Raw genomic sequence first — 18920 nt, 5'->3', positions numbered from 1 at the left:
AGATATGCAAGTTTATTATTGATGTATTTTACTCTTTGCTGACACAGTTAAATTACATCCTCATATAGCAATTAATCTTAAGTTGTTGTCATTGTACAATCACAATCAACTTCCTATCTCTATTCAACACAATATCATGTCCATATTCATCAAGATGCTGATATTGATGTTCTCTCCAATCCTTTAGTTCTACCGATTTTACACCTGCTGATGAAAGAATTGAGTAGAAGCCTACTCTGATTCTTGGATCTTCAGTCTGCAGTAGTTCTTCATATAGTTTATCAGCCGTTGCTTTATCCCGTTGCAGCCTCACGGACAATGGTGCAACAATCATTCGATAAACAAAAGTATCTTGAAGTTGAGTCAAGTAGTATTTCAGTTTCTCCACAACTTTGTTTTTATCCATCATTGAGAATATGAAGTTGTATGAAGCATAATAGTAGGTTAATTCATATTTGTTATCCCTTGCTTCGTTATAAATCTCTTTTAACCTTTCTACGTTAGTGTTGAGTGAACAATTAATAGATATTCTATTAAAGGAATCATAATTCCATTTCCAGTCTTCCAACTTCAGAAGTTGCTTTATTTCTTCATCATTATTAAATTCAGTGACAATGATTTGAGCTAATGTCGCAGACATTTCGCTATTCTTAGTGTCTATATTGGCTATAGCCAATTCTTTTAATAATTGTTTTTGGTTTCCCACTTTCATTAAGAAAAGTAGAATATTTGCATCGTCAATTTTATCTTTATTTTCATTAAGATACTTCACTATGATTCGGGCAGCATCTGATGTAGGATTGATATATTTTGAGAAGAAAACAATATACAAATAGATACGCTTGTCTTCCTTGACAATTTTCTTTAAATTAGCCATATCATCAGCAAGTAAATAATCGGCTTCATCCACAATCGTTTTCTCAATATATGGACTATCATTGTAGAAAATATGCGTCTGGGCAAATTCATACTCCTTACTGCCAGTACTCAAATTTAACTGCACATATTCATCAAGTTTATGATACATTAGGTATATACAGAATCGTATTTTGTATGTGCATTCTGTTGTCAACTGAGCCGTATTGAATACTTCCTCAGCAACCTTGAATGCGTCAGAATCTCTCCCTGTCCTTTTCAAGTGACCAACTAGACATAAGACCATATCACAAAGAACATAAGCATTTCCTTCCTGTTTGAATAAGTGTAACACCCCTTCTAAATACTCGTCTATACTTGGCAGGTTAGAAATCTTATGTATCATCATGAGTCTTAAGCGTGTATCCATATGAAACCACTTCCTAAGCATTCGAGAGGCTAATTCTGAACTGTGATATTTTGCTATAATAAGCCCAGCAAATTTGTAGTCTTCAGAATAATAATTATTAAGAAACTCTTTAACGTCCTGACGTTCTGAATAGTTCTGTATGATGGCTTCCAGTATGCCCCATTTTGAACCGAGGATATGGTCACTCATTGGAATTTCACCGTTGAGTATCCTTGGTATGTATTTTTCTTCAAATTCCTCTTTGTAATGTTCTATATACACAGACACTGCAAGGTTTTTCATTATACCTTTATCTGCATCATTTATACATTTATCTAAATATGCCTTAATTCGTTCATCATTGCCTTGGTATATTTCATAAGTATATCCTGATATCCATGAAGATTGGTTTAACGGCATCTCATCTAGACATCGCTGAAGCTTTTCGATAACATCAGCATCTTGTATCCAGTTTTTGATGAGAGGATGGACAACAATATGCTGATAACTTTTCATTTCCTCTAATGCTTCAAGAAGTTTTGCTTTGATTCGGGAATCGTTAACAATAGTATTTATAATAAGAGACTCAGCGTCCCACTTAAAATGATCTTTGTCCCTATTGACAGCCCATTCTGTTATCGTTTGAAGCAAATCTGGAGATATTTTTTGTCTTTGAATAATTTTCCACAAATCATATTTATTTCCAATACTAAAAGGATATTTGTTATTAAGTTCTATCTTGATGGCCTTGATAACATTGGGATGATTTATCCAACATGTCAATAGGTATTTCCATGCAATATCCTTGCTGATACTGCTTCGTTCTCTGTATGGTGCGCTAACTGAGATTAAAGCCTTTTGCATGACTACATCGTCATCTGGAAAATATTGCTGTAATAATCTGTTAGCCTCCTCTTGAATTGAAAATGGGAGTTCTGAAACTAATTCAAGGATTTCATCTGGTGAAACAGACTCACCTTTAAATAAAGAAAACTCAATTTGATAAAAGTGAGTATAGATGTCACCTGTCACAACTTTTCGTACTAATTCGTTTTCTTTATCTACATCTATCCCATCAACAATCACACTTCTGATAAAGAAGGCTATCACTTCTGGCAATGTTGATGATGTTAAATATGAATTAATTATCTCCAGCAATTTTTCATCGTTAGTGATATGCTTCCTAATTACTTCAGATGCAAGTATTTTGTTATTAACATCACCATTTATAACAGTTAAAACAATAAACTGGCGTTCCTCTTCCGTCAAGTCAGTCACTTGCATCAAACCAGATAGTCTGGTGTCATGGTATATGTGAGCTGAAGGGATATATCTGGAAAGAAAGTTTTCAATACGATTCCGTAATAAGCTATTATACAAACCATCAAGCAGAATTTCCAGTAATTGGTGTTTGGTGTCATAATCGGAATCCCATTCAATCTTGTGTATGTATTCTTCTACTTCTTCTAGTAAGAAATATTTAGGTGCTTTCACAGATCTTACAAGAATCTCTAATTTTAATTTATACAAATAATAATCTCTATAATCGTTTGCTTTTATAGGTTTTAAGATATTATACAAACCTACAAAAGTTGATGCTGGTATCATTTCGAAAAGGAAGAGAATAACTTGGTGTAATCCGATATTCGAAACATTATCTTGAATGAATGCTTTTGCCCTATCTATATCTACCGAAAGGTATTTTGCAGCCATAAATTCCTGCAGTTGTCTATTGATGAAAGAAATGCGAGAACCTATTCTTTCCTCAATAATGCCAAGTTGATGAGTATCATGCCTGAATAAGTCATCAACAATATGAGCATTTTTCAATTCCTGTCCAGATGTCTGACTATTTAGATATTGGTTAAGCAGTATTTCTGCTTGGGTCTTATCCATGCAACCATCATTGTAGTAATCAAACATTTCTTTTGACAGAACTCCAAGCATCATTTTGTTGCTTGTGTAGTCAAATGACCCAGAATAGTCGTAAGCCTGATACTTGCGTGACTGCTGATGCTTGATAAACAATTGCTCCATTATGCAGTCCATAGCCGCAATATTGTTGTGAGGAAGTTCGTTACCTTGTAGATATTGTCCAATAAGGATGGTTAGCAACATGGGGTTTTCTTTCATACGATCAACGTCATGTAACAACCTCAACTTAGCAGATAGGAACTCTGCTGTCCTCTTTGTATTGCGAACCAGACCATTATAATGATTCACGCATTTCTTCACAAGTTCATCTTGCTGTAGTGCAGACAATGGTGCGATTGTATATGTGTCGCTTGTACTGAAGGGAGAATTGATATTCGCAATGCCATATTCCCTACTTGAAAAAATGGCTAGTAAATTACCAGCTTCTGTTTCCGCCTTAACTTTACGAATAATTCTATCTGCTTGTAAGGACTCATCACCCCATTCATCTATTCCATCAGCTATTAATAGTATCTTTTGTTGCTCAAATGCATATTCCACGTAATAGCTGTTTTTCTCCCATAACTTACTTTCCTGAAACCAATTCCGAATAATGCTCTTTATATCACTATCGCAATTCCTTGCCATATATGAAAATGGCATCCATACAGGTAAGTAGCCGTCATAGATATCCATTTTTCCTTTTAGCAGTTGTAAGGTAAGATACTTTAGTAAAGAAGACTTGCCTGAGCCGGGACCTCCTACAATGAGTAATATACTCCTGCTAGGATTCAATATAGTTGATGCAGAGATTCTAATTTCTCTATTGCTCGTTTTATTCAGTTGGCTATAGAATTCTTTAAGATATTGCTCACTATATTCTTGAATATCACTATATTTTTTATATATATTTGTAGGGTCATGCAGAATAGGCTTCTCCTCTGGTTTTATTTGATCATCAGAATATAAGTTTTGTACTTCATCAATAAAGTCAGGCATTACAAATCTTGCCTCAAGAGGGAACCTCGTATTATTACGGTTAACTAATATTGAATCATTGACATCACGGAACAAGCTATCGTAAACAACATTCATTGCTTGTTTACACTGTGTTATATTGATGAAATTAAGTGATTTCCATTTTCGATGCGTTAACTGTGATTTTATCTTTTCTTCTAATGTCTGTGTAATCTTTACATTGTGAAACTCACCCTCCGTCGCAGCATATTTCCATAGTACACCATACATCAATGGTTGGTTCTGGGCAAAGACACCACCACCAGACATTCCATGTAAACTGTCCATATTGTCAACATGCGAAGTGATATTAACCAAATCTACTTTGCTATCTACACATTTACAGTCCAGTCTGGTAATTATATCTTGTGCCTCACCTGAAACTCCGTACAGTTGCATGGATTTTTCTTCAATGAGGTCATCCGCCAACAAGAAAGGGGTAAAATACTTTTTGCTCTTATCAATCTTAATGATAAGAAAATCTTCACCAATAGGAAGCAAAGAATTTGAGATCGTGTCTTTTGTAATGGTTTTATAGGTTACAAAACGACCATCCTCAAATACTTCAATTTCGATTGATCCTATCTTATCAAGAACATCGTTTAACTTTTTCCTCCGAGTATCTTTAAAAATATGTTGAGCTGTGAAGATATAATCGTACTCTTCATCTCCACCTAATGGATATAGGACTCCACTTCCTCGAAACTGGAGTCCTCTTCCTTTGATGTCTGCCTTTATTTTAACACAATTGCTGCGAATATCAAATCCTGAATCCATTACAAACATTGAGATTAATATTATTTTTTTTCAATTCATCAGCTGTTATTCCAAGTATATCAAGAGATTCTTGATAGTTAAAATACACGTTGATTGCTTTATCTGCACTTTCTCTGTAACGAATAAGCTTGGCTATAGTCTCCTTATTGGGGAAATAATATTTATTATTCTTCTTAGTTGAAATAATGAAGTTTGAGCATTTTATCTCGTCAATGATGTTTTTAGTAACATTTCGCGTACTCCCATGATGGGGAAGTTTCATTAAATCCAATTCAAGAGGTGTACCGTTCGTCTTATTATAATACTGAAGCGCATCACATAGTACCTTAGGAGTACTATCACCTGGTAACAATATTTTTTTTCCTTCACATTCTGCTAGAATTATAATTGACTGGCTATTTGCACCACCTTCATCAAGATCGTCATCATCAACATTATCAATCAAGGTTCTTAAATCAATGTGCCAATCATCTGAACAAGCTCCAAGCTCATCAGGTTCTTTCGGTTTATATTCATATGCCACATCATGATCAGGTGCTAATACATGTAGTTTTATGTCGCCAACCTCTGTCGTAGAACCAAGTAACTCAGAAGTATTATTATTCCAACACAATCTGTCTATTTCAAGAAGAAGAGACGTTAACTCATTTCCTTCGGGCACAGAGTACTCATTTATATCTTCTTTCTTGGGGAAGTTAAACCAAATATGTTTCAACCTATGTGTTTCCCCTTTTTTTTTCATGTGTTTAATCAATGCTATGATACCAGCTATGTGATCTGAGTCAATATGAGTCACTACAAGGAGGTCAATAATCTCATCCTGTGGCATTTGGTCATACCGAGTCCTAATTGCAGTTGTAGATTTTCCGCCATCAATCACAATGTTTTTCTTATTGTGGCTAACCCAAATGCTATCGCCAGTACCTGCTTGAAGAATTTCTATGAACATCTTGTAATATATATAGACATGATTATAACAATAAGTCCTCCCGTTTTAATTTAATTCCGGATGAATTTTCTGAATCCGCTGCATTATATATTCGATAGTGTCCTGTTTGGATGCAATTATTAAAATCACAGATAAAATATGTAACTACTTCTCTACGATATATGAATCCATTTAATGACATCAAACCTTTACCTTTTTGATACTAGAAGCAGCAGTCCTTCCACTCGTGTAAATGAAACTACCAACTGTTTCGTACGAGTGGAAGAGACATTATGAATGTTAATCAAATATCTTAGGAGAACGATAAGCTGAGGTCTTGTACCAGTTGGTATCATGCTTATATCTTGAAACAGCAATAGATGGACTAATACCATATCGTTCAGCTTCAGTCGCTATAGTTTTTACAATTTTATGAGGAGAAAGACTATTACAACCCACTTTTAAGATTTCATTCCATATGGCTTCAGGGATGAGAGTATTTTTAGCAAATTCGTTCGCTTCTTTTTCTCTTGGATCTGAGGAATATTCGACCCCTTCAATCGCAATGAATGCCTTTTGGATATCAGATAAGTGTCGATCTATATGACATAATTCATGTAGAATATCAAAAGCTAACTTATCCATATCGTTATAACGGTAGGTCACAGTTATGATTGGATGTCCATTTACTATCGTAGAATAAGCATCAATCGGAGCCTTGTCTAATTTTTGAACCTCAGCCAAAGATATTCCATAGTTTTGTAAACATTTTTTAACATTATTCACGCTCATTTTTCTTTGATTTGCCATTGAAGCAATTTCTTCAGCAGCTTTAAGAGCATTACCTTGTTCATAGCTGTTTAAGTTTGAAATATGCGAAATCGTCAACCAATTAAGGACAAGCCATGTGAACATATTCTTCTCATCAATTTGTACTTTTTCACTATGTTTATAGAAACCAGCCACTTGCATCTTTTGTTCCTGTATAGTTAGCAGGTCAAATGGGAATAAGTCTTTTATCCATCTTACTTTATCAACGACAGATGTAAAAGGGCAATGAAGACATTTGTATAGATGTTTTAAATTTAGTATTTTAGAACATTCTTCCTCAAACGCAAAGGCTTCCTGTTCTTCAATACTACGTTTCTCTATGGCTATACAGTCATATGTATAACTGTTTTGGAGATTCATCCATACCTTAAAAGGTATGCCTAAATGCTGCTCCAGCTTCATTGCCAAATCTTCATTTAAGTTACGTTTGCCCTTAATAAATGCATTTAAGTGCGTGGGTTGCACACTTATTTGTTGGGCAAAATCTTTTTGCTTTATACCTCGTTCCTGCAATTCTTCACGCAAGATTTCTCCTGGGTGTATTGCTCTAACGGGAATTGGATTGTTACTTTTTGTTGCCATAATGTGTGCTATCTATTTCAATTAGTTCAACTTCAATACCGTCGTCAGTTTCCGTAAACAGGAGGCGTTCTACCATGCCATTGACAATCCGAACAGAGCTTCGTTGCTCTACTTGGTGCTTCAGTTTTTCATAATGCAAAAAACTAAATAGTTTTAACTCAGCAGTAGACTCTACATCATGCATCGTTTTCACTGCGCGTATATATCCATCTATAAATTTCTTGTTTTTGCAAAAGTTCTTGTACCTTTTATCTCTTGTCTTACCTGTTTCATACAATTCTAACAAAACTTCATCTTTGAATATTACTTTCATGCGGTGAAATGCTATTTGTTACAGCAAAGATATGCATAAATTACCAAATATGGTAATTTTTCAATAGGTATTTTTATTTATACTAGAATAAAGTTCCCAATACTACATCAAACGATATACTTTCTCCATCCATGACGAAAGTCTTACAAATTAATCAAGAATTTCCACAGATGGTAGAACTGTTATCTAAATACTTAGTTTATAAATGTGAAGATAAAACCAGATATTAAAGAGATATGTATATTATACATAGAAAGCATTGAATGATGGACAAATCTACCAGATGGATTAAGTGCTTTGGATGTATTTTTTGAAAGTTTTTTCTTAGGTAATATAAGAGAACTCAAAAATGGTTCAAGAATGTGGACTATAACCTATATAAATGAAGATAGTGAAGTTGAAGCATATTAAAATTATGGATTACTCTGTATCAAATTGTATGCTAAGACTATGATGATCAAGTAATCATAAATTCACCAGTTTAATCTATAGAATAATTTAACTTTATTTCGGCAATTCTTTGATGAGTAAATATAAAAAGCTTATAACTTACTGCTGCTTAGTAATTTACATAATTATTTATTTCGTGTTATCCACCAAATTTGTTGCGGAACAAGTAAGCCATAAAAAACAATAAACAAAGAAAGAAGACGCCAAATATAAAAAGCATAAAAGGTGTGAAAATCGCCTGATTTCCGCACCTTTCCTTATGGATTTTTATCGCCACTTACTTGACTTTTAGAAAATATAGAAAATCAAGGGACTGAAAAACATTACATTCATTCTCTAAAAAAATTATACATTGGTTTGCAACCATAATTTAAACAGCGGGTCTGTAATGGTATATATACCTCCCCGTTGGGTTTGAGATGTCCTATCTATAATTTTCCGGTCAGCCATCAGTTTGAGATATGGGGATATCTTCCCGTTATCTTGACCTGTCATCTGACGGATCTCCTGCAGATTGACTCCATTTTCAGGCCTTGCAATAGCCGATAAAATTCTTTGAATCTGCACTACATAACTATCATACTTTGCCTGATAATAGAAAGAGAAATAGTCTAAAAGAAGCATTATATCCATTTCGGGACTTGCAGAATCTTCAATAATCTTTGCGGCAATCTGCACAGAACGGGGTGTCTTAGGCAAGTAAGACATCAGGTTTTCCAAACGTGTCATATCCGCCTCACACCCTACGAACATACTATAATCAGTGACGACAAGAGGCCGTATATAAGAGATCTTAAATCCTTCGAAGAAAGCAGACTCATAACGGGTGAATGCCGGCAGCACCTTGTCGGCTGTCGCTATAAGAATAGGTGCACCGGCTTTATTGAGCTTTCCCCTCAAATTATACTGCTCAGTATTATCAGTCCTCTCGAAATAGTACTGGACATTGTCAATCAACAAGACAGTCCTGCAAGAATCATCCTGCAATGAATGAAACTTCCATATATCATCAGTTGAGAAAAGGCTTTTTCCATCTATGAATATCGGCTTAAGCCATTTGGCACTGTTCTCTATACTGAAATACATCCTTTTGAGCAATGAGGTCTTTCCACTCCCTTTTTCACCAATAATCAAATTGGACTGTGCGACCTTATCCCTGTCCTCCTTTAACAAATAGTTGAAGATGGACGTAAAAATATCATTGTTTATGACAACAGCCTCTTCCTTTATCCCATTGCCAAGAGATAAAGGAGGCTGATGTAATATGCTGGTACTTGTATTCATCTATTTAATCACTAAACAAACCTGACAAATCAATAATCTCTCAAAAGCGGTGAGCGGAACATACGCAAAGAGTCTTTCTTCATAATGTATTCAAGAACCTTGCTTAAAGTATAATCAACAGCCTCAATCTTTGAAGCATCCTGACCTGTCATCAAATTGTTGAGCATACCATTCCGTAGAATGGCAAGTAGTTTCAGAATCTACCGGGCAGGAAGCTCGTATTCACCATATTCGACTAGTCTCTCAGACCTGGTACTCAAATAATTCTCTGAATATAACTTACGATAAACTGTGTCTATATCTTCCCAAGTCATCTTATCCTCATAGTCTTCTACCTATTTTGAGAAATAGAATAAGGGATCTTCCAATACAACTTGTTCAGCAAATACTCAACAAACTTATCGCTCATTTCAATATATTCAGACCTACAAAACCGCAGAACAGTCAACAGACTTTCGTTTTGCTAATCCGTAGCAGGCTTCTAAGCCAGTTGAGGATAAAGTCCACTTTTTCAGTTCTGTCTTCACCCATGCTGAGAATCACCAGGAAAAGAGTCTATTCATCAACGACAATAAATGTGTCTTCATCGTGCATGATTAGCTCCTTCAAGAAATCTTCCAGATCTTCTTTTTCCCAAAAATCAAATTAAACAGGACTGAGAGAAATCTTCTCTATTCTTTCCTGTACTGAAGCCAACCCTTTTTGGACATTCCTTAGCTACCTGTTTCCAAATATCATTTTTGCAGAAGGTTTCAATTACAAGGTTAAGAAAACCATCTTCTGTGATTGTTTCATCCTGGTCGATATAAACACATTTCCACCTCTGATTCTTTTTCTTTTCTATCAGATATTTCGCCAATATAGAGTTGCTAATGCGGCGGGGTACAGACAGTCAAAAGAATGGCTACTATCAAGCAGTCTGTTTACCTTGCGGATTTCCTTTTCTCTTCCGAAGAAGTCACCATATTCTGCCAATGGACCAATCTTATCTGATCTATACATAGTTTTTCAGATTTATCTGCAAAGATACATATCTAATTAATAAAAAAACATTTTTATAGAAGATTATTTTTATAAGTTTATAGCCATGTCCGTTCATTTGTCCGGACGTATTCATAAAATATGAACACAGGTGAAATGATGAAACTATAAGTATAGTCATAAAAAGTGAAAAGGAATTGGGCGGATACAAAGAATTTCTTAAGTTTACAAATTGTATCCCACAAGGATTAATCTGCAGTAATCATGATTAAAAGTTTATATCTAAATAGCTTTACATGCTTTTAAGAATGCAATCTTGCTTTCTGTAAAGGTATCAATGTCTTTATTGGCCGCAACGGCACAGGGAAAACCCATATAATGAAATTCTTGCAGCCTCGATGAAAGCTAACTCGCTTTTTGCACGGTCAATCTCCAAGACAAAGGATAAATTTGGAGATTTGTTCACGGAAAAACTGCTTTGATATTTTAAGCCGGACACACTATGTCATCTAGTATACAAATATGGATCTGGATCCGCATCCGTTAAAATAGCACTGGAATCAGGTGAACTTGCCTGTACTTTCGGTGAAAAGGCATCGTTGGCAAAATCTGACAACAATACTTATATAGATCAGCCGCATTTCATTTACATTCCTCCAAGAGAAATGTTTTCGCTATTTGAGGGTTTCATTAGCTTATATGAAAAAAGAGAAATTTCGTTCGATGAAACCTATCTTGATCTTGCAAAAGCTATGGATGTAGCACCTTTAAAGAATGATGCTCTAAAAGAAGTACAGGACATACTTGCACCAGTACTAAAAAGTGTAATATAAGTATAATAAGAAAGGGAAATCGCTTTTATATAATTGATGATGGCAAGGAATACGAAGCACATCTGGTGGCAGAAGGGCTACAAAAGATGGCTACCATATTGTATCTATGTATCAATGGAGAGTTTAAGCCGGAAAGTATCTTGTTTTGGGATGAACCAGAATCAAACATGAATCCTACCTTGATTTCAATCATTGTAGATCTCATTGTGGAACTCGCCAAAAAATATAAAGTGCAGGTATTTGTATCCACACATGATTATCTGTTGTCACACAAGCTATCAATGATTGCAGAATATACTCCTGAGGAAAGTCCTGAAATGCGATTCTTCAGCCTTTACAAAAATGGCCATAAAGTTGAAACAGAGGTAGCAGACAAGTTAATTGATGTAAATTATAACCCGATATTGGAATAATACTCTGCTTTTCTTGATTTGGAAAACAAATATATGAACAAACACAATAATGAAAGAAAACAGATTTCGGATTACTCATAATACTATAATGTTACTTCTATACTATTTCATATAAAAAGATTATAATTCCGCTGCGTAAAAATACTTAGTGCACTGCGTAAAATGCAAAGATATACAATAACTTATTGAATATTAAATCATTACAGATAAAAATCAAGAAACAACAAAGACTGATCAGATGCATATATGAAGCTATTAAGCAAAAAAATGAGTAATATTTGATTATAATTTAGAGAACAATCTGATTTTATTTCAGCAATTCTTTGAAGAGAAAATATGAAAACTTATAACTTGCTGTTATTTATGTATTTATATATTCATTTGTTGCACATTATCTACTAATTTGTTGCGGTACAAATATGGTACAAATAAGTGAATTACATATATTTTAGGAACAATGAATCAAAAATGTATCCCAATATTCGTTTTCAATATTGATAAAGGAAAAACCACTTGTGTATATTCTTGATTTTCAGACTATATATTTTTTTAAGTGTCACATTATCTACCATTAAGTTACGGTACAAATATGGTACATTTATACCATAAAAAACAATAAACATAGATAGAAAAACACCAAATATAAAAACAAAAAAAGGTGTGGAATCGTCTGATTTCCACACCTTTTCTTATGGATGTTTATTGTTTATTTATCGTTACTTACTTGACTTCCTCAAAATCGGCGTCCTGGATATTGTCGTCAGCCTTTGCGCCGTTGTTCTGAGCCTGCTGGCCTGCCTGTGCGTCAGCACCCGGCTGTGCGCCTTGATACATCTGTGCGCTTGCGCCCTGCATTACGGTGTTCAGATTGTTGATGGCGTTGTCGATTGCTGCCACGTCGCCGCTCTTGTGAGCGTCCTTCAGCTGCTGGAGTGCAGACTCGATTGCCGGTTTCTTGTCTGCCGGAATCTTGTCGCCGTTGTCCTTCAGGAAGTTCTCTGTGGTGAATATCATAGAGTCTGCCTGGTTCATCTTGTCCACGCGCTCACGCTCTTTCTTGTCGGCCTCGGCGTTCTGCTCAGCCTCTGCCTTCATGCGGTCGATTTCTTCCTTGCTCAGACCAGATGAAGCCTCGATGCGGATTGCCTGCTCCTTGCCTGTAGCCTTATCCTTGGCGCTTACGTTCAGGATACCGTTGGCGTCGATATCGAATGTCACCTCAATCTGCGGAACACCGCGGCGTGCCGGAGCTATGCCTTCAAGGTTGAACTGACCGATGCTCTTGTTCTGTGCGGCCATCGGACGCTCACCCTGCAGCACGTGGATAGTTACGGCTGTCTGGTTGTCCACAGCGGTAGAGAATGTCTCGCTCTTCTTGCAAGGTATAGTGGTGTTGGCCTCGATAAGTTTTGTCATAACGCCACCCATTGTCTCGATACCGAGTGTCAGAGGAGTTACGTCGAGCAGCACGATGTCGCCTACGCCGCCTTCCTTGTTGAGGATGGCACCCTGTATTGATGCACCTACTGCTACAACCTCATCCGGGTTAACGCCTTTTGAAGGTTCCTTGCCGAAGTAGTTCTTAACGAGAGTCTGAACGGCCGGTATACGGCTTGAACCACCCACGAGGATTACTTCGTCTATCTGCGATGTAGAGAGTTTAGCGTCTCTCATTGCGTTCTGGCACGGAACGAGGCATGCCTGTATCAGGTCGTGAGCCAACTGTTCGAACTGTGAACGTGTCAGAGTCTTAACGAGGTGCTTTGGCACACCGCCTTCAGCCGAGATGTACGGCAGGTTGATCTCTGTAGATGTTGTGCTTGACAGTTCTATCTTAGCTTTCTCTGCTGCCTCTTTCAGACGCTGCATAGCCATTGGGTCCTTGCTCAGGTCGATGCCTTCGTCAGCCTTGAAGCTGTTTACGAGCCAGTCTATAATAACCTGGTCGAAGTCGTCACCACCTAGGTGAGTGTCACCGTTGGTAGAAAGAACCTCGAACACACCGCCACCGAACTCAAGGATTGAGATATCGAATGTACCTCCACCAAGGTCGAATACGGCAATTTTCATGTCCTTATTGGCTTTGTCAACACCGTAAGCCAGGGCTGCTGCTGTAGGCTCGTTCACGATACGGCGAACGTTGAGGCCTGCAATCTGTCCGGCTTCCTTTGTTGCCTGACGCTGAGAGTCTGAGAAGTATGCCGGCACTGTGATTACGGCGTCCGTAACTTCCTGGCCCAGATAGTCCTCTGCGGTCTTCTTCATTTTCTGAAGCACCATGGCTGAGATTTCCTGCGGAGTGTACTTGCGGCCGTCGATGTCAACACGCGGATAACCGCCTTCGTTCACAACGCTGAACGGAACGCGCTCTGCCTCTTTCTGGCTCTGTGCGTAGGTCTCACCCATGAAACGCTTTATAGAGTAAACGGTGTTCTTCGGATTGGTGATGGCCTGACGTTTTGCAGGGTCGCCCACCTTGCGCTCACCGTCTTTTACGAATCCTACAACTGAAGGAGTGGTGCGCTTGCCTTCGCTGTTTGTGATTACTACCGGTTCGTTGCCTTCAAATACGGCAACGCAAGAGTTTGTAGTACCTAAGTCGATTCCAATAATCTTTCCCATAATGTTTATCTTTTTTTTGTTATTATTCTAATTTAATGTTATCTTTGAACATGCGTTCGCTATCATAATAACAAATGGTATGCCAAACGCAGGGCGGACAGCAGAGGCTGACAGCCTGTGTGACAAAATGGCACGTTCGTGGGCAGAGTCTGACGCATTGCGGCGGGCGTGACATTATATAATATATGCGCGACAGTATGGGTTTTATCGCCGGTATGTGGCGGATGCTCAATTAGCTGAGAATCTTTCTGCACATCTGATGTATTTTAGAGCGTATTCGTTTTCTGTTTCGCGATTTTCTGTTGTCAAGATTCTTACCGTCCGGAGAATTTCCGCAGTTATTCAGAGTGTGTCGTTTTCCGTTTGCAAAGAGTGGGGAAGAGGATGCGGAAGGAGATTAGTGTTAATGTGTGTTAATCGTGTTTAGAAATCGCACCTTCGTTCGTCTGATATAATGAAAGCCTGAGGCAGAAAGCCATTGACCAGTGAGCATGATGCCGCGGCGACTCTTTCCCGGATTGATGATATGATGGGAGGAGAAGAACGAGAAAGAAGAAACATAACCGAATCAGAGTGGAGCAGAACGAGTTTGAAAATATTGCCGTCGGCATAAGGACGAAGGTGCTTGGCGTGGCTCGCCATTACGGGCTTTCGCCCGAGGAAGCCGAAGACACAGCGCAGGACACCATGCTGAAGCTATGGGCCATGCGCGACGAACTCGACCGTTACCGCTCGGTTGACGCTCTGGCAAAGTGCATCGCCGTTCATCTCAGTGTGACTACGCTGCGACGCCGGCGCACAGTTCCGATAGACGTTCGGCCTGCAATGACCGACACCTCTCCGGGCCCCGACACACAGCTTGAGATGATGGAGAACGAACAGTGGCTGAGCCGCAGGCTCGCACGCTTGCCGTCATCAGAATATCAGGTGCTGCACCTGCGTCAGGTGGAACGCAAGACCAACAGCGAGATTGCTGCCATAATGGGAATTGAGACAACGTCTGTGGCTACACTGCTCTCACGGGCACGCCAAAGACTCATGCAGGACATCAGAAAAAGAAAACAACAAAACGAACTACTCTTATGACAAACGAATTTGACGACATAAAAAAGCTCACCCAACGCTTCATGGACGGACTGACCACCATTGAGGAGGAAGACCGTCTGGCCGCTTACTACCGCACACACGACGTGCCGGAGGAATGGCGTGAGTATAAGGAGATGTTCGCTTACTTCGACGCCGGCATGCCGCAGGGTGGGGATGAAGTTGCCGCCCGACCCGTGCGCCGTGTCCGCCGTCTGTGGCTTGGTGTGGCGGCAGCTGCGGCCGTGGCTGTGCTGATGGTCATGGTGTGGCCGCGCGGTGAGGAGCTCGCGCCCTCAGTCCAGCCTCCCACAGCCATGAGTGACGCCAAAACGCAGCCCGACAGTGCCGCATCGGCCGAAGCCGACACCGTGAACTTCCGCCCCGAGCGTCCGGCTCCCAAACCTGTACGCCGCCGCATCGACCGCTATCGCTACAAGCCCGCTCCGCCAAAGGTTTATCTGGCAAAGACTGAAAACATGGAGTGCACCGTGCCGGCAGACTCTATTGCCGCCGCCGATAGGCTTCTGGCTGAGAAGATGCACGAGATAGAGGCTGTGAGCGAGGCGCTGCTCCGTAACATCGAAACCATCAACGAGGTGAAGACACTGGAGTTGGCCGGAATGGATTATGGAGATGAAACGGATGGTAGCGACGGTGCGTCTGAAGACGATCTGATGTACTGATGTTGTTGATAAAATGAATACGATATTGTTGAAAAACAAAAACAATAAATATATGAACACCATATACCGATTATTTACCGCGTTGACGATAATGTCAGTGACGTTGTCTGTATCAGCTCAACGACGCATAGACAAGGCCATAAACGAATTTCTGTTAGACAAGAAAAGCTCCGAGTATGTCATTTCGAATACGAAAGAACAGGAGTTCGTGACAGCAGACGGCAAGAATACTTTGTATAACGAGATTGGTTTCAGAATCAAACATTCAGACGCTGACATTCTTGAGAAATTGCGTAAGGCCTTTCTTTCTGAAAGCGCCAATGCTTATAATATGATGATGAGAAATGCCAACAGTGGTAGTAACGAACAGATGAAAATTGCATACGGGGCTGATCTTAGTAAAACTTTTACCTTCGGAACACGCAGCGATCGCAATTATATTGTGCTTAATATAAAAGAGCCCGGTGACAGCACATGGCGGTGGTGTTACGCTTTGGTGTGGTATGAGAGCAAAGATAGAATCAGCCGTTCGAAAGACACTTATATATCAGGTTCCATTTCCATCATATATAGCCGTGACCCGAAGGTGAAACGCAGTACGAGTGAGAATGTGTCTGTGCGTACCACGATATTGCCGGACGGAACAGTTGTAACTTATAACAGCGACAATGATACGAAAACAGTTGTCTATAAGAACGGAAACGTTGTTGGGAACAGTTCGGCAGAATATAGTGATGTGGATAGTTCGTCGAGATTTCTCGTGATATTTGGCAATCTGCGCTCGGTGTTCCTTGATGCCAAACGCGAAAAGTCCGGACTTGCCATGCAGACTACTATTGCCAATCGCATGCTCGACCTGTGCAAGAACAAAGGCAGTCTGTTGTCGAAGGACGAACGGTCATTGTGTCGCACCACGCTTATTGACATGAGCCAGGGATTGAATGACAAATATGTAATAGGTATTCTGAAAATGGCAGCAGACGCGCTGAAATAATCAATATTTTCATAAGAATGTTTCTTCATTAAAGGAAAGGGGCGGCCGTGAGGTCAGCCCCTTTTGTCGTTATGTGCGGTGTGCCGTGCCACCGCAGGCGGATGTCGTATGTCAGACCGTACATCCTGCACAATACGCTAAGTCTTTCCGTCATGCCGTCCGTGCATATGCTGTTGTATATACGTGCCCGGTGGAAATACTGTGGGGAATGGCTTGAATAAAAAGACTGCTGTTGTCTGTCCAAAATCATCGTTTCCACCTTCGCTTGGACAGGACATCCGAAAAGGTATTCCCGCACCCCTTGCATCCTGCGATTTTCTGTCTGAGTTTTCTGTTCTACCCCGTTTATTTTTCGCGGATTTGCGGGCGGACTCTCCTTCGGCTGCAAATTCGCGAAAAATCAGGACCTTGCGCAAAACGTTGAAAATCAATAATTTATAATTACGACGACTTTTTCGTCATGCAATAAGCACCGTTTTAGAGTCTGATTATGCCCGTTTCAGGGCATGATACGGGCGATATCAGCCCCTGAAACAGAGTTTATCAGCCCCTCAAATGGGCTTAATGAGAGTGACGGACAGAATCTCCGGCGTGACCATACAGGGTAGGGGATGGCAGGCATCGGATGTAAAGAGCCTTGAATGTGGTGTGTTTAACATTGATTAACATCTCTTTTGCGAAAATTTTTTGTCAAAAAAAAGTCAAGAAATCGGGTGAGTCTTTCTCTTGAGTTTTCTGAATCCTCTCCCTGTTTTTCATGAGAAATCCATGCACGGGTGCATGAGTGGAAAAGCTGTATTTAGGTGTGCTGTCTTATGTGGACAACTCACGGTCTATGGCAATGCCTGTCTGTTCTTACATGAATAAATGTGCTGCCACTGTTATGCCGCTCCGTATTGTCAGAGTGTTTATGGACTTTCATCGTGTTTTATGAATTAGAATGAATCCCGGCATTATTTCTACAGAGTCAGAATATATCATGCATCAGACAATTCCATACAGAAAGCGCGGAGTGCATCAGTCTGTGCCGATAACGCCCCGCGCCATTTTCTATTCGTCTCTTTTGCCTGTTCCGTTGCATGTGCTGCACTCCAGTTTTCCTTTTCCGCCGCACCACATACATGTCGTACTGTACCATCCGAACCCTGAGCTGCCCGTTCCCAGACAATAGCTGCATGTCTTATCGCCCTCGCCGTGGCAAACATTGCAGGTTCCTCCCTGCACTACAAATACAGACTGCGACACGTTGTCCTCGCTGAGAACTATTGTTCCTGTGCGGTATTCGTCGTCGTTCTCGTCACATTTTATGCTCAATGTGCCGTCCTTCTCTTCGTCCACGCTTATCCAGTCGGGGCAATCCTTCTGCAGTGCACATCCGTCTGTGTCCAGTTTGAGCTTCTGGCTGCCTCCCGACGATGAGAAGTTCAGACTGTATTCGTCTGTTTTCAGCCTTGTGGCATATCCCAGCTGGCCTATCGCCACCTGCGCCAGCCGTTTGCCGCTCTGCACGGTTATCGTGCCCTGTCGGTCCTGTCCGGTGGTGTTTGGCATGACGGTTATGTTGAAGTATTCGTCCCTCTCGTCTATGTTCACCCAGTCCGGCTTATGGTTTATTGTCCACACGTAGCCATCGTAGTCAACGTCCACCTTACATTCGCCGCCTGCCTTGACAACCTTTATCATGTTAGGTTCCACCCGCAGATAGGTCGCGGCGTTCATTATATAGTTGTAGAAGGCCACAAGAGCTATTATCAGCAAAACCACGCTCACTACTATTTTCTTCAGACATCCGCCCTTCTGCTTAGGTCTTAGGGGCGGATTGTTTTCCGCAACAGTCGCGTTGCCCGGTTTTATAAGCCGGCATCCGTCTTTCGTGCAGAAACTCATTGTGTCATCATACTGTGTATGACACTTCGGACATTCTTTCATTTCTTCCTTTTATTTTTTG

13 protein-coding genes are annotated in these 18920 nt (G+C 39.8%); 5 read left to right on the top strand and 8 right to left on the bottom strand.

From position 1 onward, the window contains the following. Positions 1-88: 88 nt before the first annotated feature. The 6 genes from WKT13_RS03940 to WKT13_RS03915 all read right to left on the bottom strand — a co-directional run bounded on the left by WKT13_RS03940 (position 89) and on the right by WKT13_RS03915 (position 9527). Positions 89-4981: an NACHT domain-containing protein gene (locus WKT13_RS03940; protein ID WP_340322919.1), complete on the bottom strand. Its 4893-nt coding sequence runs from the start codon at positions 4979-4981 to the stop codon at positions 89-91. After that, positions 4956-5921 (bottom strand): ComEC/Rec2 family competence protein, encoded by a 966-nt coding sequence (locus tag WKT13_RS03935; protein WP_340322918.1) that lies wholly within the window; start codon positions 5919-5921, stop codon positions 4956-4958. Before WKT13_RS03935 ends, WKT13_RS03940 begins: the two co-directional genes overlap by 26 nt. A 279-nt stretch (positions 5922-6200) precedes the next feature. After that, entirely contained in the window at positions 6201-7313 is a 1113-nt protein-coding gene (locus WKT13_RS03930; RefSeq protein ID WP_340322917.1) for a HigA family addiction module antitoxin, read from the bottom strand. Next, positions 7297-7626 (bottom strand): hypothetical protein, encoded by a 330-nt coding sequence (locus tag WKT13_RS03925; protein WP_307759607.1) that lies wholly within the window; start codon positions 7624-7626, stop codon positions 7297-7299. The genes WKT13_RS03930 and WKT13_RS03925 overlap by 17 nt, the downstream gene beginning before the upstream one ends. A 795-nt stretch (positions 7627-8421) precedes the next feature. Beyond that, positions 8422-9360, bottom strand: coding sequence for a hypothetical protein (locus WKT13_RS03920; protein ID WP_307759606.1), 939 nt, complete (start codon positions 9358-9360; stop codon positions 8422-8424). A 29-nt stretch (positions 9361-9389) separates the two neighbouring features. After that, positions 9390-9527, bottom strand: coding sequence for a hypothetical protein (locus tag WKT13_RS03915; RefSeq protein WP_340322916.1), 138 nt, complete (start codon positions 9525-9527; stop codon positions 9390-9392). 1413 nt (positions 9528-10940) lie between these two features. Between WKT13_RS03915 and WKT13_RS03910 the strand changes: the two genes are divergently transcribed. Further along, positions 10941-11174, top strand: a complete 234-nt coding sequence (locus WKT13_RS03910; protein WP_307759605.1) for a hypothetical protein — start codon at positions 10941-10943, stop codon at positions 11172-11174. Further along, positions 11171-11587 carry an AAA family ATPase gene (locus WKT13_RS03905; RefSeq protein ID WP_340323109.1) on the top strand — a complete coding sequence of 139 codons (417 nt, stop codon included), beginning with the start codon at positions 11171-11173 and terminating at the stop codon, positions 11585-11587. The genes WKT13_RS03910 and WKT13_RS03905 overlap by 4 nt, the downstream gene beginning before the upstream one ends. Positions 11588-12307: 720 nt before the next feature. Here WKT13_RS03905 and dnaK read toward each other — a convergent pair. Then, a complete protein-coding gene (gene dnaK, locus WKT13_RS03900; RefSeq protein WP_340322915.1) occupies positions 12308-14209 on the bottom strand; it encodes a molecular chaperone DnaK in 1902 nt (633 codons plus the stop codon). A gap of 573 nt (positions 14210-14782) precedes the next feature. Between dnaK and WKT13_RS03895 the strand changes: the two genes are divergently transcribed. Genes WKT13_RS03895 through WKT13_RS03885 form a run of 3 tightly spaced genes read left to right on the top strand, consistent with a single transcriptional unit; the run spans position 14783 to position 16972 of the window. After that, positions 14783-15295: an RNA polymerase sigma factor gene (locus tag WKT13_RS03895; protein WP_298618723.1), complete on the top strand. Its 513-nt coding sequence runs from the start codon at positions 14783-14785 to the stop codon at positions 15293-15295. Further along, positions 15292-15978, top strand: coding sequence for a hypothetical protein (locus tag WKT13_RS03890; protein ID WP_340322914.1), 687 nt, complete (start codon positions 15292-15294; stop codon positions 15976-15978). Before WKT13_RS03895 ends, WKT13_RS03890 begins: the two co-directional genes overlap by 4 nt. Before the next feature lie 52 nt (positions 15979-16030). Continuing rightward, complete coding sequence (locus WKT13_RS03885; RefSeq protein ID WP_298618719.1) at positions 16031-16972, top strand: hypothetical protein; 942 nt, start codon at positions 16031-16033, stop codon at positions 16970-16972. Positions 16973-18022: 1050 nt separating this feature from the next. On the opposite strand, the gene WKT13_RS03880 is transcribed toward WKT13_RS03885, so the two are convergent. Continuing rightward, positions 18023-18901: a BACON domain-containing protein gene (locus WKT13_RS03880; protein ID WP_340322913.1), complete on the bottom strand. Its 879-nt coding sequence runs from the start codon at positions 18899-18901 to the stop codon at positions 18023-18025. Positions 18902-18920: the final 19 nt, after the last annotated feature.

This window comes from Prevotella sp. HCN-7019 (genome assembly GCF_037890215.1).
Lineage (GTDB): Bacteria > Bacteroidota > Bacteroidia > Bacteroidales > Bacteroidaceae > Prevotella.
Note: the sequence above shows the minus strand (reverse complement) of the source record. Positions and strands in the feature narration are given on the sequence as shown.